The 23,872-nt window shown below is 67.8% G+C and carries 22 protein-coding genes; 18 read left to right on the forward strand and 4 right to left on the reverse strand.

Annotation, left to right across the window (positions count from 1 at the left end):
- Window positions 1-49 precede the first annotated feature (49 nt).
- From murC to dnaE, 11 genes are all read left to right on the forward strand, one after another.
- Window positions 50-1,462: a UDP-N-acetylmuramate--L-alanine ligase gene (gene murC, locus ABIB14_RS11535; RefSeq protein ID WP_354236014.1), complete on the forward strand. Its 1,413-nt coding sequence runs from the start codon at window positions 50-52 to the stop codon at window positions 1,460-1,462.
- Window positions 1,455-2,288, forward strand: a complete 834-nt coding sequence (locus tag ABIB14_RS11540) for a cell division protein FtsQ/DivIB (protein ID WP_354236015.1) — start codon at window positions 1,455-1,457, stop codon at window positions 2,286-2,288. Before murC ends, ABIB14_RS11540 begins: the two co-directional genes overlap by 8 nt.
- 295 nt (window positions 2,289-2,583) lie before the next feature.
- Window positions 2,584-3,792 (forward strand): cell division protein FtsZ, encoded by a 1,209-nt coding sequence (gene ftsZ / locus ABIB14_RS11545; protein ID WP_354236016.1) that lies wholly within the window; start codon window positions 2,584-2,586, stop codon window positions 3,790-3,792.
- A 130-nt stretch (window positions 3,793-3,922) separates the two neighbouring features.
- Window positions 3,923-4,663 carry a purine nucleoside phosphorylase YfiH/LACC1 family protein gene (locus ABIB14_RS11550; RefSeq protein WP_354236017.1) on the forward strand — a complete coding sequence of 247 codons (741 nt, stop codon included), beginning with the start codon at window positions 3,923-3,925 and terminating at the stop codon, window positions 4,661-4,663.
- Window positions 4,660-5,406, forward strand: a complete 747-nt coding sequence (locus tag ABIB14_RS11555; protein ID WP_354236018.1) for a YggS family pyridoxal phosphate-dependent enzyme — start codon at window positions 4,660-4,662, stop codon at window positions 5,404-5,406. Before ABIB14_RS11550 ends, ABIB14_RS11555 begins: the two co-directional genes overlap by 4 nt.
- A 100-nt stretch (window positions 5,407-5,506) precedes the next feature.
- Window positions 5,507-6,037 (forward strand): cell division protein SepF, encoded by a 531-nt coding sequence (locus tag ABIB14_RS11560; RefSeq protein ID WP_354236019.1) that lies wholly within the window; start codon window positions 5,507-5,509, stop codon window positions 6,035-6,037.
- A gap of 136 nt (window positions 6,038-6,173) precedes the next feature.
- Window positions 6,174-6,482, forward strand: a complete 309-nt coding sequence (locus ABIB14_RS11565; RefSeq protein ID WP_354236020.1) for a YggT family protein — start codon at window positions 6,174-6,176, stop codon at window positions 6,480-6,482.
- A gap of 149 nt (window positions 6,483-6,631) precedes the next feature.
- Window positions 6,632-7,321: a DivIVA domain-containing protein gene (locus ABIB14_RS11570; protein WP_354236021.1), complete on the forward strand. Its 690-nt coding sequence runs from the start codon at window positions 6,632-6,634 to the stop codon at window positions 7,319-7,321.
- An 87-nt stretch (window positions 7,322-7,408) separates the two neighbouring features.
- Window positions 7,409-8,098, forward strand: coding sequence for a signal peptidase II (lspA, locus tag ABIB14_RS11575; protein WP_354236022.1), 690 nt, complete (start codon window positions 7,409-7,411; stop codon window positions 8,096-8,098).
- Entirely contained in the window at window positions 8,091-9,047 is a 957-nt protein-coding gene (locus ABIB14_RS11580) for an RluA family pseudouridine synthase (RefSeq protein WP_354236023.1), read from the forward strand. The genes lspA and ABIB14_RS11580 overlap by 8 nt, the downstream gene beginning before the upstream one ends.
- Before the next feature lie 49 nt (window positions 9,048-9,096).
- Window positions 9,097-12,654 carry a DNA polymerase III subunit alpha gene (gene dnaE / locus ABIB14_RS11585; protein WP_354236024.1) on the forward strand — a complete coding sequence of 1,186 codons (3,558 nt, stop codon included), beginning with the start codon at window positions 9,097-9,099 and terminating at the stop codon, window positions 12,652-12,654.
- Between the two features lie 36 nt (window positions 12,655-12,690).
- Here dnaE and ABIB14_RS11590 read toward each other — a convergent pair whose 3' ends face one another.
- Window positions 12,691-13,149 (reverse strand): flavin reductase family protein, encoded by a 459-nt coding sequence (locus ABIB14_RS11590; RefSeq protein WP_354236045.1) that lies wholly within the window; start codon window positions 13,147-13,149, stop codon window positions 12,691-12,693.
- A gap of 208 nt (window positions 13,150-13,357) precedes the next feature.
- Here ABIB14_RS11590 and ABIB14_RS11595 point away from each other — a divergent pair, with 208 nt between their 5' ends.
- The 3 genes from ABIB14_RS11595 (at window position 13,358) to nrdR (ending at window position 15,997) form a co-directional block, all read left to right on the forward strand.
- Window positions 13,358-13,909, forward strand: a complete 552-nt coding sequence (locus ABIB14_RS11595) for a hypothetical protein (RefSeq protein WP_354236025.1) — start codon at window positions 13,358-13,360, stop codon at window positions 13,907-13,909.
- Between the two features lie 58 nt (window positions 13,910-13,967).
- On the forward strand, window positions 13,968-15,377 hold the full coding sequence (hisD, locus tag ABIB14_RS11600; RefSeq protein WP_354236026.1) for a histidinol dehydrogenase: 1,410 nt from the start codon (window positions 13,968-13,970) through the stop codon (window positions 15,375-15,377).
- A gap of 128 nt (window positions 15,378-15,505) precedes the next feature.
- Window positions 15,506-15,997: a transcriptional regulator NrdR gene (gene nrdR / locus ABIB14_RS11605; RefSeq protein ID WP_354236027.1), complete on the forward strand. Its 492-nt coding sequence runs from the start codon at window positions 15,506-15,508 to the stop codon at window positions 15,995-15,997.
- A 68-nt stretch (window positions 15,998-16,065) separates the two neighbouring features.
- Here nrdR and ppgK read toward each other — a convergent pair whose 3' ends face one another.
- Together ppgK and map are read right to left on the reverse strand one after the other, a co-directional pair.
- Entirely contained in the window at window positions 16,066-16,869 is an 804-nt protein-coding gene (ppgK, locus tag ABIB14_RS11610) for a polyphosphate--glucose phosphotransferase (protein ID WP_354236028.1), read from the reverse strand.
- A gap of 52 nt (window positions 16,870-16,921) precedes the next feature.
- A complete protein-coding gene (map, locus tag ABIB14_RS11615; RefSeq protein ID WP_354236029.1) occupies window positions 16,922-17,800 on the reverse strand; it encodes a type I methionyl aminopeptidase in 879 nt (292 codons plus the stop codon).
- An 80-nt stretch (window positions 17,801-17,880) separates the two neighbouring features.
- Here map and ABIB14_RS11620 point away from each other — a divergent pair, with 80 nt between their 5' ends.
- Complete coding sequence (locus tag ABIB14_RS11620) at window positions 17,881-18,045, forward strand: SPOR domain-containing protein (protein ID WP_354236030.1); 165 nt, start codon at window positions 17,881-17,883, stop codon at window positions 18,043-18,045.
- Window positions 18,021-18,218, forward strand: coding sequence for a YceI family protein (locus ABIB14_RS11625; protein ID WP_354236031.1), 198 nt, complete (start codon window positions 18,021-18,023; stop codon window positions 18,216-18,218). Before ABIB14_RS11620 ends, ABIB14_RS11625 begins: the two co-directional genes overlap by 25 nt.
- Here ABIB14_RS11625 and panB read toward each other — a convergent pair.
- On the reverse strand, window positions 18,215-19,144 hold the full coding sequence (gene panB / locus ABIB14_RS11630) for a 3-methyl-2-oxobutanoate hydroxymethyltransferase (protein WP_354236032.1): 930 nt from the start codon (window positions 19,142-19,144) through the stop codon (window positions 18,215-18,217). The genes ABIB14_RS11625 and panB overlap by 4 nt on opposite strands.
- Before the next feature lie 271 nt (window positions 19,145-19,415).
- Between panB and glnA the strand changes: the two genes are divergently transcribed.
- A complete protein-coding gene (glnA, locus tag ABIB14_RS11635; protein ID WP_354236033.1) occupies window positions 19,416-20,756 on the forward strand; it encodes a type I glutamate--ammonia ligase in 1,341 nt (446 codons plus the stop codon).
- Window positions 20,757-20,766: 10 nt separating this feature from the next.
- Window positions 20,767-23,778 (forward strand): bifunctional [glutamine synthetase] adenylyltransferase/[glutamine synthetase]-adenylyl-L-tyrosine phosphorylase, encoded by a 3,012-nt coding sequence (locus ABIB14_RS11640; RefSeq protein ID WP_354236034.1) that lies wholly within the window; start codon window positions 20,767-20,769, stop codon window positions 23,776-23,778.
- The last annotated feature ends 94 nt before the right edge of the window (window positions 23,779-23,872 follow it).

The following is a 23,872-nucleotide window of genomic DNA, read 5'->3' on the forward strand; positions in this document are numbered from 1 at the left end:
GACTTTGAACAGCAGTGTCTTTGAACAGCAGGCAGGAAGCGGTAAAGCAATGACCCAGGCCCGGAACGGCACCCCGCCGGCGGCCCGCACCCAGGAATCGCTGGGGCGGGTGCACTTCATCGGCATCGGCGGCGTAGGCATGTCCGCCGTCGCCCGCATCATGGTGGCCCGGGGCGTGCCCGTGAGCGGCTCCGACGCCAACGACCTGCCGGTGATGGCTGAGCTCGCCGCGGCGGGCGCACGGGTCGGCGTCGGCTACGACGCGGCCAACCTTGACGATGCGCAGACCGTCATCGCCGGCTCGGCCATCCGATCGGACAACCCCGAACTGGCCGCAGCGCGCGCCGCCGGGCTGCCGGTGCTGCACCGCTCCGAGGCCCTGGCCGCCACCATGGCCCAGGACACGGCCATCACGGTGGCCGGAACGCACGGCAAATCCACCACGACGTCGATGATCACGGTGCTGCTGCAGGGCGCCGGGATGGATCCGTCCTTCGCAATCGGAGCCAACGTCCCGGCCCTCGGCGTGAACGCGGCCTCCGGGACGTCACCGGTCTTCGTTGCGGAAGCCGACGAATCGGACGGTTCGTTCCTGAACTACCGGCCGCAGATCGCCGTGGTGACCAACGTCGAACCGGACCACCTGGACTACTACGGCACGCCGGAAGCGGTCTACGCCTCGTTCGACCGCTTCGCCGCACTGCTCCCCCCGGACGGCCTGTTGGTCGCCTGCGCCGACGACGACGGCGCCCGCGCCCTCGCGCTGCGCACCCGGGAACAGTCGAACACCCGGGTGGTGCTCTACGGTACCGCCGGGGACGCCGATGTGAAGCTGCACGACGGCGGGACGGGCGACGTCTGGATCTCCACGCCGGCCGGGCGCTTCGCAGTCGAGCTGCAGGTGCCAGGCCGGCACAACGCCTTGAACGCCGCCGCAGCGTTCGCGGTGGCGCTGGAGCTCGGCGTCGCCCCAGGGGCAGCGGCCGGCGCGTTGGCAAACTTCTCCGGAGCCTCGCGCCGCTTCGAATTCAAGGGCGGGGGCCGGGGCGTGCGCGTCTACGACGACTACGCCCACCATCCCACCGAGGTGCGCGCAGCCCTCGCCGCTGCCCGCTCGGTGGCCGGTGAACACCGCGTCCACGTGCTGTTCCAGCCGCACCTTTTCTCCCGGACCCGCGAATTCGCGCACGAGTTCGCCGACGCCCTCAACGCCGCGGACACGGCCCTGGTGCTGGACATCTATCCGGCCCGGGAAGACCCCATCCCGGGCGTCACCAGTCAGCTGATCGCTGACCACCTCGGTTCGCAAGGGCGGCTCGTCGGGCCCGCCGAGGACGCCGTGCAGGCGGTCCTCCAGGCCGCCGCGGCCGGGGACATCGTGCTCACGGTCGGCGCCGGCGACGTCACCGGGTACGGCCCCCGTATCGTCGAGGCGCTGACCCTGGAGTCGCCCGGTGGCTAGCACGCGCGGGCCGGACATCATCTCGGCGTCCAAGTCGGACTCCGCAGCGCCGAAACCCCCGGGTGCCGGTCCCGCCGGCGCCGCCTCGACCGGGCCCCGCCGCGGCAATGTCCTGTCCTTTCCCGAGCCGAAGGCCAAACGCCGCCGCCGGATCGTCCTCAGCACGGTCGCAGTGATCGCTGTACTGATCGCGGGAATCGTGGCCGCCGCCGTCTACTCACCGTGGCTGGCCGTCCAAACGGTCACCGTGGAGGGCGCCCGGATGCTCAACGCGGACCAGGTCAAGGCCGCCCTGGCTCCGCTGCAGGGCAAGCCGCTGCCGCAGATCAGCGACCAGGAGGTTAGCGGATTGCTGAAGCCGCTGGTTCAGATCAAGGCCGTCACCACCGAGGGCCGGCCGCCGTCCACCCTGCAGGTGAGAATCACGGAGCGGGTGCCTGTGGCGCTGGTCAAGCAGGCCGGCGTTTTCCAGCTGGTCGACGTCGACGGCGTCCAGCTCAGCACCACCCCGGACCCTGCTTCGGTGAAGCTTCCGGTCGTTGACGGCGGCGCTGGCGCGCTGCCGCAGGATCTGTTCCATGCCATCACGGCCGTACTCGGGGCGCTGCCGGCCGACGTGCTCGCCCGGCTCTCCGATGCCTCGGCTAAGTCAGTCGACGCGGTGGAACTCAAGCTCGTGGACGGGCAGACCATCGTCTGGGGCAACGAAGGGGAGAAGGAGCTCAAAGCCAGGGTGCTCGCCGCGCTGCTGAAGGCGCCGGCTGATCCGAAAAACCCGGTCCGGGTCTACGACGTCAGTGTGCCGCGGCATCCGGTCACTAGATGATTGTCAGTCTCTTACACCGCCGGGCGCCCGGGCGACAGTCCAATGGGTGCCTGTGCCGGGAAGCGGCGCCGCGTTGCGGAGCTCAAACGCGACGCAATGGCAGAAACACTCGGCATTTCTCCGGTATTACCGCGACACGCGGAGCCGGTTATTGAATGTCCCGGACATAGGAAATAGCGTCAATGGCATGAGTTACTTGACATAACTATAACCTTCAACTAGAAGGTTAACCTTCAGGGCTTCAAGCTTGACTTCATCAGTTTTCGCAATAGAACACGAACAAGGGACACGTAACGTGGCAGCTCCGCAGAATTACTTGGCCGTCATCAAGGTCGTCGGCATCGGCGGCGGTGGCGTGAACGCAGTCAACCGAATGATCGAAGTCGGACTTCGCGGCGTCGAATTCATCGCAGTCAACACCGATGCGCAGGCGTTGTTGATGAGCGATGCCGACGTCAAGCTCGACATCGGGCGTGAGCTGACCCGCGGCCTCGGAGCCGGCGCGAACCCGGACGTGGGCAGGCAGGCTGCCGAGGACCACGCCGACGAAATCGAAGAGGTCATCCGCGGCGCGGACATGGTCTTCGTTACCGCCGGCGAAGGCGGCGGCACCGGCACCGGCGGCGCGCCCGTCGTGGCCCGGATCGCACGATCGCTGGGCGCACTGACCATCGGCGTCGTCACCCGCCCGTTCACCTTCGAGGGCCGCCGCCGCGCAGGTTCCGCGGAAGCAGGCATCGACGCCCTTCGTGACGAGGTCGACACCCTGATCGTCATCCCCAATGACCGGCTGCTCTCCATCAGCGACCGGAACGTCTCGGTGCTGGACGCCTTCCGTTCCGCCGACCAGGTCCTGCTGTCCGGTGTCCAGGGCATCACCGATCTGATCACCACCCCCGGCCTGATCAACCTTGACTTCGCCGACGTAAAGTCCGTCATGCAAGGTGCGGGTTCCGCCCTGATGGGCATCGGCTCGGCCCGCGGCGAAGACCGCGCCGTCAAGGCCGCGGAGCTGGCCATTGCCTCGCCCCTGCTCGAAGCGTCGATCGACGGCGCCCACGGTGTCCTGCTGTCCATCCAGGGCGGCTCGGACCTGGGCCTCTTCGAAATCAACGAGGCCGCACGGCTGGTCCAGGAAGTGGCGCACCCCGAAGCCAACATCATCTTCGGCGCCGTGATTGACGATGCCCTCGGCGATGAAGCCCGGGTTACCGTGATCGCGGCCGGGTTCGACGATGTCAAGGCCACGTCTCCTTCGATGGACCAGTCGCTGCCCGCTCCGGCGCGTCCCGCCACCCCCGCCCCGGCCCAGGCTCCCGCCTCGGCGCCGGTCCAGCCGCTGCACGCCGGAGTCGGCGCCTCCGGACTCAGCAACTGGGGCCAGCAGCGCACGTCGGCTGTGCCCGCCGATTCGGGGTTCGACGTGGACCTGCCCTCGGTGGTCGAGCCGGATCTGTCCGGACGTCATACGGATGACTTGGACGTGCCCGACTTCCTGAAGTAGGCCCACCCGTCCGCAAGCTGTCATCGGCAGCATGGCACCGCCTGATGGCGGTGCCATGCTGCTTTGGCGGGTTACGGTGTTTGGTATGAAGATTTCAATGATGCTGGTTCCTGAAATGGCGGGGTGCTGAGTGTTCTCCTGGCGAGCTGAAGTGCGGCCCGGCGTCTGGGTGGCGTTTACCAACGTTGCGGCAGGCAACCTGGCGCTCCATGTCGGGGACGATCCGGCCGCGGTCCACCGTCGCCGGGAGGAACTTGAACAGGCCGCAGGGCTCGGATACCGGCACTTCCGGTTCATGAACCAGATCCACGGCAACACGGTGGCCGTCTTTGCCGGCAGCCCGGCGTCGGCCGTCGGCGCCGCCGCACCGACCGCAGGCGCTCCGACCGCCGACGCGATGGTGTCGGACGGGCAGCCGCTGGCGGTCATGGTGGCCGACTGCGTGCCGATCGTGCTGGTGGGGGAGAGTGCCGCAGGCGGCCCGGCGGCCCCGCTGCTCGGCGTCGTCCATGCCGGCCGGCCGGGCATGGCCGCCGGGGTGGTCCCCGCCGCCGTGGCGCGCATGCGTGCGCTGGGAGCCGAAAACATCGGCGCCTGGATCGGGCCGTCGATCTGCGGAAGCTGCTACGAGGTCCCAGAGGGCATGCGCGCGGATGTTGCGGCGCTCGTCCCCGCGGCCTGGTGCACGACGTCGCAGGGCACCCCCGGGCTGGACCTTCCGGCCGGGGTCCGCAGCCAGCTGGCGGCCGACGGGGTCGCCATCGAATACTCCGGCGGTTGCACCCGGGAGGACGGCGAACTGTTTTCCTACCGGCGCGACGCCCGCACCGGCCGGTTCGCGGGGCTGATCTGGACAGGGGCGGCCGAGTGACCGCGCCGGCGGCATGGGACGGCCGGGACGATGACCGGCTCGCCGAACTGCGCGTCCGGCTTGCCGCGGTCCGGCGGCGGATCGACGCCGCAACGGCTGGCGCCGGGCGGCAGGAGGCCCCGCCGGAGCTGATCGTGGTGACTAAATTCCACTCCGCCGGGGACGTGGCGCGGCTGGCCGCGCTCGGCGTCGCCGACGTCGGCGAAAACCGGGACCAGGAAGCGGCGGACAAGGCTGCCCGGCTGGCGGAGCTGCGGCTCCGCTGGCACTTCATCGGCCAACTGCAAAGCAACAAGGCCAAATCGGTGGTGAAGTACGCTCACGCGGTGCACTCCGTGGACCGCGCCCAGCTGGTCACCGCCCTGGCCAAGGCGGTGGTCACCGAACAGGGACGCACCGGCCGGGAGGACCTCGAGTGCTTCATCCAGGTCAGCCTGGACGACGACGCCGACGGCCACCGCGGCGGCGCGGTGCCCGCCGCCGTCCCGGAACTGGGCGAACTGCTCGCCACAGCCGCCGGTCTCCGGCTGGCCGGGGTAATGGCAGTGGCACCCCTTGGCGGGTCTCCGGATGCGGCGTTCGAAAAGCTGGCCGGGATCTCCGCCGGGCTCCGCGCCGAGTATCCGCAGGCCACAGCCATTTCGGCCGGTATGAGCCAGGACCTGGAAGCGGCGATCCGGTTCGGAGCGACACACCTTCGAATTGGCGCCGATATTCTCGGTCCCCGCCCGGCAGTGGGGTAGGTTCGAGGTATTGGAAGGCAATGGCGGGGACTCCAATGCAGTGACTCCAAACAGTCAAGTCACTGAGCGGCCCGCAGACGGACACGATTAGGAGTCGACCATGGCTGGCGGTCTGCGCAAGACAATGATCTATCTTGGGCTCGCCGATGGCGATGAACATTACGAGTCCGACCATCACACACCGCACAAGGATGAGGACGATTCCATGGAGCACGACCGCGAGGAGCGCCGCGCACCGGCGCCTGTACGCGAGGCCCCCCGGGAAGATCCCTACGCCGCCGAAGAGGAATACCGCGCACCTGTGACACCCATTAAGCGAGCGGCGGCCGGCCGCGAAGAAGCCACCGGCCTGCGGCAGATCACGACGATCCACCCGCGGTCCTACAACGATGCCAAGCTGATCGGCGAAAGTTTCCGTGACGGCATCCCCGTCATTATGAACGTCACCGACATGGGCGAAGCCGACGCCAAGCGCCTCGTCGACTTCTCCGCCGGCCTTGTGTTCGGCCTGCGCGGAAGCATAGAACGGGTGACCAACAAGGTCTTCCTGCTGTCGCCGTCGTACGTCGAAGTGATCGGTGACGACAAGAAGATTTCCGAGACGCAGGCCAGCTTCTTCAATCAGAGCTAGTCCGGATTTTCGGCACGGATGCCAGGCGGGCAGACCCGTCTGGCATCCGTGCCGAACATTCCGTGTTGGAATAGAGGTATAACCACTGTCAGGACACTGCGGTATCCGGAATGAACATGGAGATATAACTTAGCTCATGGGAATTGTTTTCGGACTGGCCTATATCGCGCTGTTGCTCTTCTTTGTCGCCCTGATCGCCCGCCTCATCTTCGACTGGGTCCAGATGTTTGCCCGCAGCTGGCGTCCGCACGGCGCCGCTCTGGTGACCGCCCACGCCGTGTACTCCGTCACGGACAAGCCCCTCAAACTTCTCGGTCGGATCATCCCTCCGCTGCGGATCGGCGGCATCTCGCTGGACCTGGCGTTCCTGGTGCTCTTCCTGGCCGTTTCAGTGGCCATGAACGTCGCGAGGTACTTCACTTTCGCGCAGCCCATCGCCGCGTAGCCGCCGCGGCGGACCCGGTTCGACGCCGGAAAAGATTGAAACTCCGGTTTGACACTGCGGTGTTGAATTAGAGGAACCAGACCATATTTAGGTACCGTAGTTTTGACGGCCGGAAGGCCCCTGACTAACTAGACCAACGAGGTGACCAGATGGCTTTGACGCCAGAAGACGTTGTCAACAAGCGCTTTCAGCCGACCAAGTTCCGTGAAGGCTACGACCAGGACGAAGTTGATGACTTCCTGGATGAAATCGTCGTCGAACTGCGGCGCCTGAACCAGGAGAACGACGAGCTGCGCAAGAAGCTCGCCGAATCCGGTTCCGGTACGGCCGCCAGCTCCGCTGCTGGCGCTCCCGTCGTGGAGAAGGTGCCGGCACCCGTCAAGGCCGAGAAGGAAGACCGCGCCAAGGCAGAAGCCGAGGCCAAGGCCGCCGAAGTCGCCAAGAAGAAGGAAGCCGAGCAGGCTCCCGCACCCTCAACCGCTCCCGCCCCGGCCGCCCGCGTCGCCTCCACGCCGTCCGCCGAGTCCGCAGCAGGACTGCTCGCGATGGCGCAGCAGATGCACGACAAGCACGTCTCCGACGGTGAACAGCAGCGCGACAAGATCATCGCCGAGGCGCAGATCGAAGCCAGCAGCCTCGTCAACGATGCGCAGGAAAAGTCCCGCAAGATCCTGGGCGCCCTCGAGCAGCAGCGCTCCGTGCTGGAGCGCAAGGTTGAGCAGCTTCGCGGCTTCGAGCGTGACTACCGCTCCCGCCTGAAGGCCTACATTGAAGGCCAGCTGCGTGACCTGGACGCCCGCGGTTCGGTGGCGGCCCCCGAGGTCGAAGCCAACAGCTAGGACCATTGGCAAGTATTCTGGAAGCCGGTGGCTGAGGACTCCTCGGCCACCGGCTTTTGCATTAACCGGCACCGGAACGAAAGCACTATGACTGACGCACCAATACCAGACGCCGCCCAGCCCGCGGACTCCGCGCAGCCTTCGCCGACGGCTAATGCCGCCGGGCCGGCGCGCAAGCCCCGGCGCGCCGTCCTGCTGTCCCTGTTCGCCGGATTCGCGGTGTTCGCCTACGTATTCGACCAGCTCACCAAGCTCTGGGTCACGGCCACAATGACCGAAGGGGAGCGGATCCCCGTGCTGCCGCCGCTGCTGCACTGGTACTACATCCGCAACTCGGGCGCCGCGTTCTCGATCGGCGAGAACATCACCTGGGTGTTCACGATCATCATGGCTGCAGTGTCTGTCGCGATCCTGCTGCAGCTGCGCAGGCTTGGCTCCGCCTGGTGGGCGCTGGCACTCGGGCTGCTGCTCGGCGGCGCCCTGGGCAACCTGACCGACCGGCTCTTCCGCGAGCCCTCGTTCGCCATGGGCCATGTGGTGGACTTCATCCAGCTGCCCAACTTCGCAATCTTCAACATCGCAGACTCGGCGGTGGTCTCCGCGGTGGTCATCATCTGCCTGCTCACGCTGCGCGGCATCGCCCTAGACGGCTCTCGCGTGGGCAAGCGCCGGGATGATGAAACTGCCCGGCCGGCGGCGCTGGAACACAAGGGCCCGGAACACAAGGGCCCGGAACACAAGGGCCCGGAACACAACGGCCGGGAGCACAATGTCTGAGCCCGGACCGGCGACGGCGCCCGAACGCCGGCACTTCACCGTCCCCGGCGAGCTGGCCGGCGCCCGGGTGGACGCAGGTCTGGCGAAACTGATGGACATCTCCCGCTCACAGGCAGCCACACTGATCGCTGAGGGCAACGTCAGCAGCCACGGCAAAGCCGTCGGCAAATCGCTCAAGCTCAGCGCCGGGGCGGATCTCGACGTCGTCGTGCCTGACCGCCGGGATCCCCTGGAAGTCGTGGAGGAAGTTGTGGAAGACCTGTTGATCCTGCTGGACGATGACGAGTTTGTCGTGGTCGACAAACCTGTAGGTGTGGCGGCGCACCCCTCGCCCGGCTGGGTCGGTCCCACGGTCGTGGGCGGGCTGGCCGGACTCGGGTACAGGATCTCCACCTCGGGTTCCCCGGAACGCGCCGGGATCGTGCACCGGCTCGACGTCGGCACCTCCGGCGTCATGGTGGTCGCCAAGACGGAAAGGGCGTACACGGCGCTCAAGCGGGCTTTCAAGGAGCGCACGGTGGACAAGGTCTACCACGCCGTCGTCCAGGGCCTCCCGGACCCGCTGGCCGGCACCATCGACGCCCCGATCGGGCGCCATCCCGGACACGACTGGCGCTTCGCCGTGATTGAGGACGGCCGGGACTCCATAACGCATTACGAGGTGCTGGAGGCCTTCGGCAAGGCCTCGCTGGTGGAGGTGCACCTGGAGACCGGGCGGACCCACCAGATTCGGGTGCATTTTTCGGCGTTGCGCCACCCCTGCGCCGGCGACTTGACCTACGGCGCGGATCCGCGGCTTGCCGCCACCCTGGGCCTCACCCGGCAGTGGCTGCACGCCCGGCAACTTTCCTTCGACCACCCGCGGACGGGGGAGCGGGTCACCGTGACCAGCGAGTACCCGCAGGACCTGCAGTACGCCCTTGAGGTGCTGGAGTCCGGCCACGCCTGATCCGGAGTGCCTGGCAGCGGAGGCCGGGTCCCGGCACTAGAATGGTCCGGTGACTTCCAGCAATGACTCGTTTGTCCATCTCCACAACCACACCGAGTACTCCATGCTGGACGGCGCCGCCCGGCTCGGGGAACTCTTCGATGAAACCGAGCGGCTGGGTATGCCCGCCCTGGCCACGACGGACCACGGCTACCTCTTCGGCGCCTTCGATTTCTGGAAGCGGGCTACAGACCAGGGCATCAAGCCGATCATCGGCGTCGAAGCCTATGTGACGCCGGGAACCGCGCGCACGGACAAGACGCGCGTCCGCTGGGGCGAGGAGAACCAGCGCAAAGACGACATCTCGGGCGGCGGCGCGTACACGCACATGACGCTCCTCAGCTACAACAATGTGGGCATGCGGAACTTGTTCCGCGCCTCGTCGCTCGCGTCATTGGACTCCGTCTTCGGCAAATGGCCTCGACTAGACCGCGAACTGCTGAACACCTACTCCGAAGGCCTGATCGCCACCACCGGTTGCCCGTCCGGCGAAGTCCAGACCCGGCTCCGGCTCGGACAGTACCGCGAAGCCGTCGAAGCGGCGGCCGAGTTCCGCGACATCTTCGGGGCAGAGAACTACTTCTGCGAACTCATGGACCACGGCCTGGACATCGAGCGGCGTGTCACCGGGGACCTGCTTCGCCTGGCCAAGGAACTGAACCTTCCGCTGGTGGCCACCAACGACCTGCACTACACCCACGAGCACGACGCGAAGGCGCACGAGGCCCTGCTGGCCATCCAGTCCGGCTCCACACTGTTGGAGCCGACGTACGACAACGGCGGCTCGCGCTTCGCCTTCTCCGGCAGCGGGTACTACCTCAAGTCGCCGCAGGAAATGCGGGAGCTCTTCCGGGACCACCCGGAGGCGTGCGACAACACGCTGCTGATCGCCGAACGCTGCGACGTCTCGTTCAACACCGGCGCCAACTACATGCCCCGCTTCCCCTGCCCGGAGGGGGAGGACGAAACGTCCTGGCTGGTCAAGGAAGTCGACAAGGGACTTCAATACCGTTATCCCCAAGGCATCCCGGACAAGGTGCGCACCCAGGCCGACTACGAACTCGGCGTCATCACGTCCATGGGGTTCCCCGGCTACTTCCTCGTGGTGGCAGACTTCATCAACTGGGCCAAGAACAACGGCATCCGGGTGGGTCCCGGACGTGGCTCGGGTGCAGGCTCCATGGTGGCGTATGCCATGCGCATCACCGACCTCGATCCGCTGCACCACGGCCTGATCTTCGAACGCTTCCTCAACCCGGACCGCGTCTCCATGCCCGACTTCGACGTCGACTTCGATGACCGGCGCCGCTCCGAAGTGATCGATTACGTAACGCGCAAATACGGCGACGAACGCGTGGCCATGATCGTCACCTACGGCACCATCAAAACCAAGCAGGCGCTCAAGGACTCATCGCGCGTGCTCGGCTACCCGTTCAGCATGGGCGAACAGCTGACGAAGGCGCTGCCGCCCGCCGTCATGGCCAAGGACATCCCGCTGGCCGACATCCAGAACCCCCAGGCCAAGCGCTACGGCGAGGCCGCGGACTTCCGGCAGTTGATCGCCACGGACCCGGAGGCGGCGAAGGTCTTCGAGACCGCCCTGGGCATCGAGGGCCTGAAACGGCAGTGGGGCGTCCACGCCGCCGGCGTCATCATGTCCTCCGACCCGATCATCGACGTCATCCCGGTCATGCGCCGTTTCCAGGACGGCCAGGTCATCACGCAATTTGACTATCCGACCTCCGAGGGCCTCGGCCTGATCAAGATGGACTTCCTCGGCCTGCGGAACCTGACGATCATTTCCGACGCGCTGGAAAACATTAAGATGAACCGTGGCGAGGACCTGGACCTGGAAGCCCTGGCCCTCGACGACGCCGCGTCCTACGAGCTGCTGGCCCGGGGCGACACCCTGGGTGTGTTCCAGCTCGATGGCGGCCCGATGCGTTCCCTGCTCAAGCTGATGAAGCCTGACAACTTCGAAGACATCTCCGCCGTGCTCGCCCTGTACCGGCCCGGTCCCATGGGCGCCAACGCGCACAACGACTACGCGCTGCGCAAGAACAGGATCCAGGACGTCATTCCGATCCACCCCGAGCTCGAGGAGCCGTTGAAGGAGATCCTGGGCGGCACCTACGGCCTGATCGTGTACCAGGAGCAGGTCATGGCGGTGGCGCAGAAGCTCGCCGGCTACTCCCTGGGCCAGGCCGACATCCTGCGCCGGGCCATGGGTAAGAAGAAGAAATCCGAGCTGGACAAGCAGTTCGCCGGCTTCTCCCAGGGCATGCAGGACAACGGCTACTCCATGGAAGCGGTCAAGACCCTCTGGGATATCCTGCTGCCCTTCTCCGACTACGCCTTCAATAAGGCGCACTCGGCGGCGTACGGCGTGATTTCGTACTGGACCGCCTACCTGAAGGCGCACTACGCGCCGGAGTACATGGCCGCCCTGCTGACTTCCGTCGGCGACGACAAGGACAAATCCGCGATCTACCTCAATGAGTGCCGGCACATGGGCATCACGGTGTTGCCGCCGGACGTCAACGAGTCAGCCCTCAACTTCACCCCGGTCGGCAACGATATCCGGTTCGGCATGGGCGCCATCCGCAACGTCGGCGTCAACGTCGTCGACGCCATGGTGACGGCGCGCGAAAAGGAAGGCGCCTACACGTCCTTCAAGGACTACCTGATGAAGGTGCCCGCGGTGGTCTGCAACAAGCGCACCATTGAATCCCTCATCAAGGCCGGTGCCTTCGACTCCCTGAACCACCACCGCCGGGCCCTGGCCATGATCCACGAAGAAGCGATCGACTCGGTCATCACGCTCAAGCGCAACGAGGCGATCGGACAGTTCGACCTCTTCGCCGGGTTCGACGAAGCCGAGGGTGAGGCGTCCCTCAGCATCGAGATCCCCGACCTGCCCGAGTGGGAAAAGAAGGACAAGCTTTCCTTCGAGCGCGACATGCTGGGGCTGTACGTTTCGGACCACCCGCTGCAGGGACTCGAAGGCGTCCTGTCCCAGCACGCGGACCAGTCCATTACCTCGATCATCGCCGAGGACGGTCCACACGACGGCGCCATCATCACCATCGCGGGGATGATCACCTCGCTCAGCCGGCGGATCGCGAAGGCCAGCGGCAACGCCTATGCGCGCGCCGAGATCGAGGACCTCGGCGGCTCGGTGGAAGTGATGTTCTTCGGCCAGGTCTACGGCCCGATCGCCTCGGTGCTGGCCGAAGACCTGATCGTCGTCGTCAAGGGCAGGCTGCAGCGCCGCGACGACGGTGCGGTGGCCGTCAACTGCATGGAACTCTCCGTGCCGGACCTTAGCGAAGGCCTCGACGGGCCGCTCGTGATCACGATGCCGACACACAAGGCCACCGAAGCGGTGGTGAACGAACTCGGTGAGGTGCTTACGACCCACCGCGGCAAGTCGGAGGTGCGGCTGCACCTGCACGGCGACTCCAGGGTGGAGGTGATGGGGCTGCCCGTGCATCTGCGCGTGAACCCCAGCCCGTCCCTGTTCGGCGACCTGAAGGTGCTGCTCGGCCCGACCTGCCTGGACGGTTAGGCCCGGGCCGGACGGCTTGTCCGGGCCTCCGGCGGCCTAAATTTCGTAGTCGAGCGGCGCCGGCCGGCTGTAGCTGCCCCCGTGGTATAGCAACGGCACTCCGTCGCCGCCGACCGCGCCGTCGACCACCTCGACGACCACCACCGCGTTGTTCTCGAAGGAGAGGCGCATCTGGATCTTGCCGATCAGCCAGCCGGACACGTCCTTGAGGATCGGCACCTCATGCGGGCCGAGCTCCCAGTGGTCGCCCTCGAACCGGTCGCGGGCGCGGGCGAACCGGTCGGCGAGCCCCTGGTTCTCCAGCCCGAGCATATGCACTCCGATGTACGCCGTGTTGGCCACCGCAGGCCAGGAGCTGGAAGTGCGGGCCATGTTGAACGTGAAGCGCGGCGGCTTGGCCGAGAGGGACGCCACCGAGGTCGCGGTGAAACCGTAGGGGACGCCGTCGTGGTTCGCGGTGATGATGGCGACGCCGGCGGCGTGCCGGCGGAACATCTCCTTGAAGGTTCCTTCGAAGGCTTCTTCGGCTGAGGCCACTGTGGTTCATCTCCCTGCTGCTGATGCGACCGGTACTTCCTGCCAGCGTATTCCGGCGGCGGCCGGCCCGCGGAATTCGGCCGGCACTATCGGGTCATCCGGGCGTCACGTGGCGGGCGGCGGCGTAATGTCCGGCGGCCCCGGATCCTTTGTTAAGGTTTGTTGCATGACACAACCCGCGATGCCCGTTCCCGTTGACCAGCACGACGGCGGTCCGTGGCGCGCCGCAGCAGCCCGTCCGGCGCGGTGGAAGGGGCCCGTCGCGATTGCGGCGGCCGGGCTTCCGGCGGGCCTGCTGTGGTGGCTCCTGGCGCCGACCGGGCTCAACCTCATCACCCGCGACCCGGCCCTGGCCGCCGGCAGCAACCCGGGGACCTGGCTGCCCCGGGACCTGGTCCTGGCCGGGCTGTTCCTTCTGGCCGGCTGCCTTTCCGGCGTCCTCACCGCCGGCAACCGGCCGGCCCGGCTGACAACCGCGACAGTGGTCCTGGCCGTCGCTGCGGGCGCGGCGGGGGCGCTCCTGGCGTGGGGGACCGGGGTGCTCGCCGGCAGCTGGTGGGGCCCCGCGGCGGAGATCCCGGGCAGCGCCGGCACCGCCTTCTCCCTGCGGGCCTACGCGATGCTCCTCATCTGGCCCGCCGCCACCGCCCTGGCGATCTTCCTGGCCACAGTAGTCAGCCGCCCGGAGCCCGGGCAGGGCGGCGCGCCGGACGCCTGACGAACCGGCCGGGGTAACGGCGTCCGGCCCCGGCGCCGCCGGCGCGTAAAATGGACTCGTGACCCCAACTGCTGACAGCCCTGCCCTCTCCGCCCTGACTTTCCGCACCGTGGACCTGCGCGGGCAGAAGTTGTCCCTCGCCGGGCTCCGCGCCGCCGTCCCGCGGGCGCAGCACGGCACCCTGGCCGACGCCGAGCAGAAGGTCCTGGACATCATCTCGGCGGTCCGCACCCGGGGATTCGAGGCGCTGCGCGAGCTGGCGTTGAAGTTCGACGGGGTCGAACAGACCCACCCGCGCGTTCCCGCCGAGGCCCTGACCGCAGCCCTTAACGGGCTGGACCCGGCCGTGCGTGCCGCCCTCGAGGAGTCCATCCGCCGGGCCCGCCGCTTCGCCGACGCCCAGCGTCCGGCCGATACCGACGTCGAACTCGGCGAAGGTGCGGTGGTCAGCCAGAACTGGGTTCCGGTTGCCCGCGTTGGTCTCTACGTCCCCGGCGGCCTGGCCGTCTACCCCTCCTCCGTCATCATGAACGTGGTTCCGGCACTGGCCGCGGGCGTTCAGTCCATCGCCCTGGCGTCGCCGCCGCAAAAGGACTTCGGCGGCCTGCCGCACCCCACCATCCTGGCGGCCGCGTGCCTGCTGGGCATCGAGGAGGTTTACGCGATCGGCGGCGCCCAGGCCATTGCCGCCTTCGCCTACGGCATCGACCCGGTCGACGGGCCCGGGCCGGGCGCGGCCGCCGGCCTCGACCCGGTCGACGTCGTCACCGGGCCCGGCAACATCTTCGTGGCCACCGCCAAACGGCTCGTCAAGGGTGTGGTGGGCATCGATTCGGAGGCGGGCACCACCGAGATCGCGATCCTTGCAGACGCCACGGCGCGCCCGGAACTGGTCGCCGCTGACCTCGTCAGCCAGGCCGAGCACGACCCGAAGGCCGCATCGGTGCTGATTACCGACTCCGATGAGCTCGCGGCCGCCGTCCGCGGCGAACTCGACGCCCTGGCCGCCGCAACCAAGCACGGCGCCCGGGTCCGGGAGGCACTGTCCGGCCCGCAGTCCGGCGTCGTCCTGGTCGAGGACCTCGAACAAGGCATCGCTGCCTGCGACGCCTACGCCGCAGAACATCTCGAAATCATGACCGCCGACGCCGCGGCCGTGGCCGCCCGGATCCGCAACGCCGGTGCCATCTTCGTGGGGGACTACAGCCCGGTCAGCCTCGGCGACTACTGCGCCGGTTCCAACCACGTGCTACCCACCAGCGGAACGGCTGCGTTTTCCTCCGGGTTGAACGTGACCACCTTCCTGCGCGCCATCCAGGTGATCAACTACAGCAAGGCGGCGCTGGCGGAGGTCAGCGGGCACATTGTCAGCCTCTCCCGGGCGGAAGACCTGCCGGCGCACGGCGAAGCGGTCACCGCCCGATTCCCGGCAGGGAGCTGGGCGGCGGCCGCCTTGGCCGCCCGCTAACCACTACATGTAGTAATTACAGGCTTGTTATTCATCAACATCTAGTCGTAAACTGATTGCGGGAGCACCACCCTCGGTGCTCCGGCTCTCTCTTGGGAGCCCTGGCTTGCGGCAGGGGAGGAACCGACGTGTATTGCCCGTTCTGCCGTAACCCTGATTCGCGAGTGGTGGACAGCCGCATCGCCGACGACGGCTCCGCCATCCGGCGCCGCCGGCAGTGCCCCGGCTGCGGACGCCGGTTCACCACGGTGGAAACCACCAGCCTGACCGTCATCAAGCGATCCGGCGTCGGCGAGCCATTTAGCCGCAGTAAGGTCATCAACGGGGTGCGGAAGGCCTGCCAGGGCCGGCCGGTCACGGAAGATGACCTCGCCTTGCTGGCGCAGGAGGTCGAAGAGACCATCCGGGCCTCCGGCGCCGCCGAAATCGAAGCCCACGAGGTAGGCCTCGCCATCCTCAACCCCTTGCAGCGGCTTGACGAGGTGGCCTACCTGCGCTTCGCGAGCGTGTACCAGGCCTTCGAGTCGCTGGAGGACTTCGAGTCTGCCATCGCCCTGCTCCGCCACGAGGCCGAGTCCAAGGGGCTGGAAGGCAAGAGCCCGCAGAAGAGCCCGCTCTAGGCTCATCCAAGTTCCGGTGGTGGCAGCGGAGGGGAAGCCGCGGCCGCCACCGGCTCCAAACCTAGGTGCTACTTGGCCAGCTTGTGCGTAAGGGCCACCTCGATCGCGGCACCCACGATGCCGGCGTCGTTCTTCAGTTCCGCCGGGACGATCGGCGTACGCAGCGACATGCGCGGCAGGAACTCGTCGGCGCGCTTGGAGATGCCGCCGCCCACGATGAACAGTTCCGGGGAGAACAGGAACTCCACGTGGGAGAAGTAGCGTTGCAACAGCACACTGTATTCGGCCCAGCTCAGGCCGTCGCGCTCACGGGCGACGGCGGAGGCCTTGCTCTCGGCGTCGAAACCGTCGATTTCCAAGTGGCCCAGTTCGGCGTTGGGAACCAGTTTGCCGTTGAAGATGAACGCCGAGCCGATGCCGGTGCCGAGGGTGATCACCAGGACCGTGCCGCGGACGCCTTCGCCGGCTCCGTAGCGTGCCTCGGCCAGGCCGGCGGCGTCGGCATCGTTGATGACTTCCACGGGGCGGCGCAGGCGGGCGGTCAGCAGGGCGTCGATGTCCATGTTCAGCCATGAGTGGTCCACGTTAGCGGCCGAGTGCACCACGCCGTGCTGGATAATCCCCGGGAACGTCACGCCGACCGGGGAATCCGCCGGCGGGGCGTCCGGACGGCTGGACAGCTCCGTGACGACCTGCGCCACGACGGCGGCCACGGCCTCCGGGGTGGCCGGTTGCGGGGTGGGAACGCGGAGACGGTCGCCCACCAGTTTGCCCTTCTTCAGATCGACGATTCCGCCCTTGATGCCGCTGCCGCCGATGTCGATGCCGATCAGCGGGGCGTTCTTCTTCGTCTTCTCGTCCTTCTTGGTCAATGGGGTTCCGTTCGTGGCAGGGGCGGGTGGGGCTTCGTGCGGTGTTGCGGAATCAGGGGAGGGTCAGGACCTCGGCGCCGGCCTCCGTGACCAGCAGGGTGTGCTCAAACTGCGCGGTCCGCCTGTGGTCGCGCGTCACGACAGTCCAGTCGTCGGCCCACATGTCCCAGTCGACCGTGCCCAGCGTGAGCATCGGCTCGATTGTGAAGACCATGCCGGGCTCCATCACCGTGTTGTACGCCGGGGCAGCGTCGTAGTGCGGGATGATCAGCCCGGTGTGGAAGGCCTCGCCGACGCCGTGTCCGGTGAAGTCCCGGACGACGCCGTAGCCGAAGCGCTTGGCGTAGGACTCGATGGCCCTCCCGATCACGTTGATTTCGCGGCCCGGCGCTACCGCCCGGACGGCGCGGCGCAAGGACTCCGCGGTGCGTTCGACCAGCAGCCGGGACTCCTCGTCGACGTCGCCCACCAGGAAGGTGTGATTGGTGTCGCCGTGCACGCCGCCGATGAAGGCCGTGATGTCGATGTTGAGGATGTCGCCCTCCTGGATCACCGTGCTGTCCGGAATGCCGTGGCAGATCACTTCGTTGAGCGAGGAACATAGGGACTTGGGAAAGCCGCGGTAGCCGAGCGTGGAGGGGTACGCCTTGTGGTCGAGCAGGAACTCGTGCCCCACCTTATCCAACTGGTCGGTGGTGACGCCGGGAGCAATGTGCTTGCCGACTTCAACAATCGCCTGGGCGGCGATCCGCGAGGCAATCCGGATCTTGTCGATGGTGTCTGCGGACTTGACCTCGGAGCCGGTGAACTTGGCCGGAGCGGGCCTGCCGACGTACTCGGGTCGCGGAATGGACGCCGGCACGGCAAGCTGGGGACTCACTGCTCCCGGGACAAGGGTGCCGATGGGTGCAGTCGAGGTAAGAGAAGGCATACATTGATTCTATAAGCCCCGGGCCCCAGGCCGGACAGTACCCAACTGGAATAAAGCACCAGCAGCGCAAGGGAGAGCCGATGACCGAGTACTGGTACAACGTCAACACCCACGAGATCGAAGAAGACGCCATGTCCGACTGGAGCCAGCTGATCGGCCCCTACAAGACCCGCGAGGAGGCCGCGCACGCCCTTGAGAAAGTCAAGGCCCGCAACGAGGCGTGGGACAAGGGCGACGACGACTAGGAACTAGCCAGGCCGGGCCCTGTCCGCGCAATGCCGTCCGCGATCAGCACCTGCGGACCAACGACTTCTTTGATTCCGCCCGGTTCCCGGAGATCACTTTTGTCAGCAGCCGGGTGGACCAGGTTGACCAGGGCCACTTCCTGAGCCCGCAGGGCCCCGGAACCCGCGCCTAGAAGGAGTGTTCCGGGCCGGGGAACCGGCCCGAGCGCACGTCCTCGCCATAGGCTTTCGCGGCGTTGCCCAGGGCGGTCCGCAGATCCGCATACTGCTTCACGAACCTGGCCATCTTGCCGCCGCGCAACCCGGCCATGTCCTGCCACACCAGCACCTGGCCGGTGGTTGCGTTGCCGGCCCCGATGCCGATCGTGGGGACCTCGACGGCGGCGTCCACGGCAGCCGCTGTCGGCGCCGGAACCATTTCCATCAGCACGCAGAACGCCCCGGCGCCGGCCAGCGCGACGGCGTCGTCGATCAGCCGCCGGGCGTCGTCGCCGCGGCCCTGGACCCGGTAGCCGCCGAGGGCGTGCTCGCTCTGCGGGGTGAAGCCGATGTGGGCCATTACCGGGATGCCGGCCTGCACCATGGCCCGGACCGTTTCGGCGTAAAACTTACCGCCCTCGATCTTGACCGCGTGGGCGAGCCCCTCCTTGAGGAACCGGACACCGGTGGCCACCGCCTGCTGGGCGGACACCTCGTAGCTGCCGAACGGCAGGTCGGCCACCACGAGGGCGCGCCGGGCGGAACGCGCGACGGCCCGGCACAGCGGGATCAGCTCATCCACCGTGACGGGCAGGCTGGTTTCGTTGCCGAAGACGTTGTTGGAAGCGGAATCGCCCACCAGAAGCACCTCGATACCGGCCTGGTCGAAGATCTCCGCGGTGTACTGGTCGTAAGCAGTCAGCATGGCGAACCGCTCACCGTTGAGCTTGGCCTGGCGCAGGTGGTGCGTGCGGATCCGGGCCGCAGGCTTGGCCGCCCCGTCCGCCGCCGGGCCCTGGGCCGCGGCGGAGCCTGCCGGTACGCCCGAGTCGGGGCCGGTGCCATAGGGGGCGGCGAGCTCTGCGGACGTGCTGGATTCGGGACTGTTGCTGGGGGCCATGCCACGAGCGTAGTGCGATACCCGCGGTCCTAGCTACCGGCCGGCGGCGCAGCCGAAGTGAAACCCGTCACAAATGCGGCCTCAGGGCCGGCAGCGGCGCGGCAGCGCGGGCCCGGGGCGTTTACGTTAACGCTTCGTTACGCGTTTGCGCTACATCAGCAATCCCCGGGAATGCTGAGTAGAGTGATCCGTGAGCAGTTGCGGGCACCTTCCCCGATGTGGAGTCGGGACGGGCCCGGGCACGGACGTACACCCGGAAAGAGGCACCATCATGGACCGCCAGCAAGAGTTTGTCCTGCGGACGATCGAAGAGCGCGACGTGCGCTTCGTGCGCTTGTGGTTCACCGACGTCGTGGGATCCCTCAAGTCTGTGGCCCTCGCCCCGGCCGAAGTCGAAGGCGCCTTCGACGAGGGCCTGGGCTTCGACGGGTCTGCGATCGAAGGCCTGGCCCGCGTCTTCGAATCCGACATGCTGGCCCAACCGGATCCGTCCACCTTCCAGATCCTGCCGTGGCGCGGTGAGTCGGAAGCGACGTCGCGGATGTTCTGCGACATCCTGACGCCCGACGGCGAGCCCTCCGCGGCGGACCCGCGCAACGTGCTCAAACGCAACCTGGCGAAAGCCGCGGACATGGGCTTTACCTGCTACACCCACCCCGAAATCGAGTTCTACCTGCTCAAGTCCCAGGAGCCCGGCCCGGACGGCTCGCCGGTGCCGGTGGACGAGGGCGGCTACTTTGACCACGTGCCGGGCGGGGTGGCGCAGGATTTCCGGCGGACCGCCGTGACCATGCTGGAATCCGTGGGCATCTCGGTCGAATTCAGCCACCACGAGGCCGGCCCCGGGCAGAACGAGATCGACCTGCGCTACGCGGACGCCCTGCAGACCGCGGACAACATCATGACCTTCCGCACGGTGATCAAGGAAGTCGCGCTGCAGCAGGGAACCTACGCCACCTTCATGCCCAAGCCGTTCACGACGCACCCCGGCTCCGGCATGCACACGCACTTCTCGCTGTTCGAGGGTGACACCAACGCGTTTTACGAGGCAGGGGCCGAATTCCAGCTCTCCGAAACGGCCCGGCAGTTCATCGCCGGGGTCCTCAAGCACGCGCCCGAGTTCACGGCCGTGACCAACCAGTTCGTGAACTCGTACAAGCGGCTCTGGGGTGGAGGCGAAGCGCCCAGCTACCTGAGCTGGGGCCACAACAACCGCTCCGCCCTGGTCCGGGTGCCGCTGTACAAGCCCGGCAAGGGCCAGTCCGCACGGATCGAGTACCGCGGCATCGACTCCGCCGCCAACCCGTACCTCGCCTACGCGGTGCTGCTGGGCGCCGGGTTGAAGGGCATCGAGGAGGGCTACCAGTTGCCGGCCGCCGCCGAGGACGACATCTGGTCGCTGAGCTCGGCCGAGCGCCGCGCGATGGGCCACGATCCGCTGCCGGCCAGCCTGCACGACGCGATCCGGACCATGGAGGAATCCGAGCTCATGCCGCAGATCCTGGGCGAGCAGGTCTTTGAGCACTTCCTGCGCAACAAGCGCGCAGAGTGGCAGGACTACCGCCTGCAGGTGACGCCCTATGAGCTGCGGCGCAACCTGGCCATCCTCTAGGACGGCCCCGGTGAGCCTGGCGCGGCGCCTCATTGCCGCCGGTTTCAATGACCTCGAGAAGGGCGAGCGGTTCCTGGCCGCGCCCGAGCTTGAGGGCATGGACCAGGACGCCCTGTTCGCCGGGCTGCAGCGGGCCGCCAACCCGGACACAGCGCTGCAGTCCCTGGTACGGCTGATCGAGAAGCACCCTAAGCTGCGGGAACTCGCCGCCGCGGACCCCGACCGCAGCGAGCCGCTCTACCGGGTTCTCGGCGCCTCGGAGGCGCTCGGTGAGTTCCTCATCCGGCACCCCGAACACCTGGACGCCTTCGAGGCATCGGCCAGCCCCGAGCCGCTGCCCGCGGATGCAGGCGAGCTGCGCACCCGGCTCCTGCACGCCGTCCGGGCCGATCCCAAAGCGGACCGCCCGGTCGCGGGCCTGACCGGCCAGGAGGGCTACGTCGCCCTCCGGACGGCCTACCGGCGGGGCCTGGTGGAGCTTGCCGTCAAGGACCTCTGCGCCGCCGATCCGCTGGACTTCATGCCCTCCGTGGGGGCCGAACTCGCCGACCTGGCAGGCGCCGCAATCGAGGCGGCCCTGGCCGTGTCCCGGGCCGAGGCGGCGGCGCAGTTCGGCGCCGCGGACGTGGCCGACGTCGGACTGGCCGTGATCGGGATGGGCAAGTGCGGCGCCCGCGAGCTGAACTACATCTCCGACGTGGACGTCATCTATGTCATCGGCGCCGGCGCACTGGAAGACTCCCGGGCAAACAGCATCGGGACCGCCTTGGCCTCGGGTATTTCGCGTGCCATCACGTCCACGAGCCGGGAGCCCGGGCTGTGGGAGGTCGACGCCAACCTGCGGCCGGAGGGCAAATCCGGGCCGCTGGTGCGCACCCTGGCTTCGCACGAGAGCTACTACGCCCGCTGGGCCGAGAGCTGGGAATTCCAGGCCCTGCTCAAGGCGCGACCCATCGCCGGCGATGCCGTGCTGGGTGCCCGCTACGAGGCGGCGGTCGCGCCGCTGATCTGGTCCTCCGCCGGCCGCGAAGGGTTCGTCGAGTCGGTCCGGTCGATGCGCCGCCGGGTCACCGACCACATCCCGGCCGAGGAGGAGCAGCGGCAGATCAAACTGGGCCGCGGCGGCCTGCGCGACGTCGAATTCACCGTCCAGCTGCTTCAGCTTGTGCACGGCAAAGCGGACGAAAGCCTGCGCTGCCGGGACACCACCTCGGCCATCGCTGCCCTCTCCGTTGGCGGCTACATCGGGCGTTCCGATGCCAAGGAATTCGACCGCGACTACCGCTACCTTCGGCTGCTGGAACACCGGATCCAGCTCTTCCAGCTGCGCCGCACCCACCTCATGCCGGTCAAGGAAGCCTCACTACGCTCCCTCGCGAAAGCGGTGCTGGGACCGTTCTCCAACGAGCGCCCGCACCCCGACGCGCTGCTCGCGGCTTGGCGGAAGACCAAGCGGTCCGTGCGGGAACTGCACGAGCGCATCTTTTACCGGCCGCTGCTGAACACCGCGGCCGCGCTGAGCAGCGATGAGGCCAGGCTCACCCCGGAAGCCGCGCAGGGCCGGCTCGCCGCACTCGGCTACCTCGACCCGCCCGGTGCGATGCGGCATATCGAGGCGCTCACCGGCGGGGTCAGCCGCCGCGCCGCGCTGCAGCGGCAGCTGCTGCCGATCCTCCTCGGCTGGCTCGCCGAAGGCGTGGACCCCGACGGCGGGCTGCTGGCCTTCCGGCGGGTCAGTGAGGCACTCGGCACCACGCATTGGTACCTCGGCCTGCTGCGCGATTCGACGGCGGCGGCCGAGCGGCTCTGCCACGTGCTCTCCAATTCCCGGCTCATCGCGGACCTGCTGGAAGTCTCGCCCGAGTCCGTGGCGTGGCTGGGCTCGGACAAGGACCTGATCCCGCTCAGTTACGAGGCGCAGTGGCAGGAGATCACGTCCAAGATGTCCCGGCACGCGGAGCCCGCAAGCGCCATGCGACTCATCCGGCTGATCCGGCGCCGCGAAATCCTGCGGATTGCCATCGCTGACAGTGCCGGGCTGCTGGACCAAGACCAGGTGGGCGCGGCGCTGGCCGATACCGACCGTGCCGCGGTGCTCGGCGCGCTCCGTGTGGCGGAGACGGTGGTCACAATGCGGGAGCCGCTCAAGACCCATGTGCTGGTGGTTGCGATGGGGCGCCAGGGCGGCCGGGAGATCGGCTACGGCTCCGACGCCGACGTCATCTACGTGCACCGCGGATTGCCTGGCGTCCCGGAGGACGAGGCGCAACAGCAAGCGGCCCGGATTGTGGGCAAGCTCTCCAGCCTCCTGACCCAGCCGCTCAAGCCGGCCATCCTCGCCGAGCGGGTACTTGCGGTGGACGCGGACCTGCGTCCGGAAGGCAAGAGCGGTCCAATGGTGCGGTCGCTGGAGTCCTATGCCGAGTACTACCGCCGCTGGTCCCTCGTCTGGGAGGCCCAGGCGCTGCTGCGGGCCCGGCCGATGGCCGGCGATGACGAGCTCGCCGCAGACTTCGTGGCGCTGATCGATCCCATCCGCTACCCGGACACGCTCTCCGACCACGACGTCCGCGAGGTCCGGCGGGTTAAGGCGAGGGTGGAGGCCGAACGGCTGCCACGGGGCGCGGACCCGGCACGGCACCTGAAGCTGGGCCGCGGCGGCCTGAGCGACGTCGAATGGCTCGCCCAGCTGCTGCAGTTAAGGTATGCCGGCAGGCACCCGGAACTGCGGACCGCCTCCACCGTGCAGGCCCTCGAGGCCGCCGCCGGCCTGGAGCTGCTGGAGGCCGGAGAAGTGGTGCTGCTGCTGCGGGCCTGGCGGCTGGCGAGCCGGATCCGTTCGGCCAACGTGATCTGGACCGGCCGCGCCTCGGACCTGCTGCCGTCCTCGCGCCGCGACCTGGAAGCCGTGGCCCGCTGGTGCGGCTACGGGCAGGGGAACGCGGCCGAGCTCGAGGAGGACTATCTGCGGCTCAGCCGCCGGGCACGCGCCGTATTTGACCGGGTCTTTTACGGCCAGTAGCCGGTTGTGCGGGCTGCGTCCGCTACCGGCGGACGAATGCGGGTAACCTCGAGGGGTACTTTACCGGTCCCGGGGACCGGTAGCCGCACTTACC

The organism is Arthrobacter sp. UYEF3, from assembly GCF_040546245.1.
Lineage (GTDB): Bacteria > Actinomycetota > Actinomycetes > Actinomycetales > Micrococcaceae > Arthrobacter.

What these genes read in the sequence shown, in the direction of transcription:
- ABIB14_RS11590 (WP_354236045.1), bottom strand. Translation starts at nt 13,149, where the DNA reads ATGTTCCGCCGGCACGCCGCCGGCGTCGCCATCATCACCGCGAACCAC.
- map (WP_354236029.1), bottom strand. Translation starts at nt 17,800, where the DNA reads ATGCCTTCTCTTACCTCGACTGCACCCATCGGCACCCTTGTCCCGGGA.
- glnA (WP_354236033.1), top strand. Translation starts at nt 19,416, where the DNA reads ATGGACCGCCAGCAAGAGTTTGTCCTGCGGACGATCGAAGAGCGCGAC.
- murC (WP_354236014.1), top strand. Translation starts at nt 50, where the DNA reads ATGACCCAGGCCCGGAACGGCACCCCGCCGGCGGCCCGCACCCAGGAA.
- ABIB14_RS11620 (WP_354236030.1), top strand. Translation starts at nt 17,881, where the DNA reads ATGACCGAGTACTGGTACAACGTCAACACCCACGAGATCGAAGAAGAC.
- ABIB14_RS11570 (WP_354236021.1), top strand. Translation starts at nt 6,632, where the DNA reads ATGGCTTTGACGCCAGAAGACGTTGTCAACAAGCGCTTTCAGCCGACC.
- ABIB14_RS11565 (WP_354236020.1), top strand. Translation starts at nt 6,174, where the DNA reads ATGGGAATTGTTTTCGGACTGGCCTATATCGCGCTGTTGCTCTTCTTT.
- ABIB14_RS11595 (WP_354236025.1), top strand. Translation starts at nt 13,358, where the DNA reads ATGACACAACCCGCGATGCCCGTTCCCGTTGACCAGCACGACGGCGGT.
- ABIB14_RS11560 (WP_354236019.1), top strand. Translation starts at nt 5,507, where the DNA reads ATGGCTGGCGGTCTGCGCAAGACAATGATCTATCTTGGGCTCGCCGAT.
- ABIB14_RS11580 (WP_354236023.1), top strand. Translation starts at nt 8,091, where the DNA reads ATGTCTGAGCCCGGACCGGCGACGGCGCCCGAACGCCGGCACTTCACC.
- panB (WP_354236032.1), bottom strand. Translation starts at nt 19,144, where the DNA reads ATGGCCCCCAGCAACAGTCCCGAATCCAGCACGTCCGCAGAGCTCGCC.
- lspA (WP_354236022.1), top strand. Translation starts at nt 7,409, where the DNA reads ATGACTGACGCACCAATACCAGACGCCGCCCAGCCCGCGGACTCCGCG.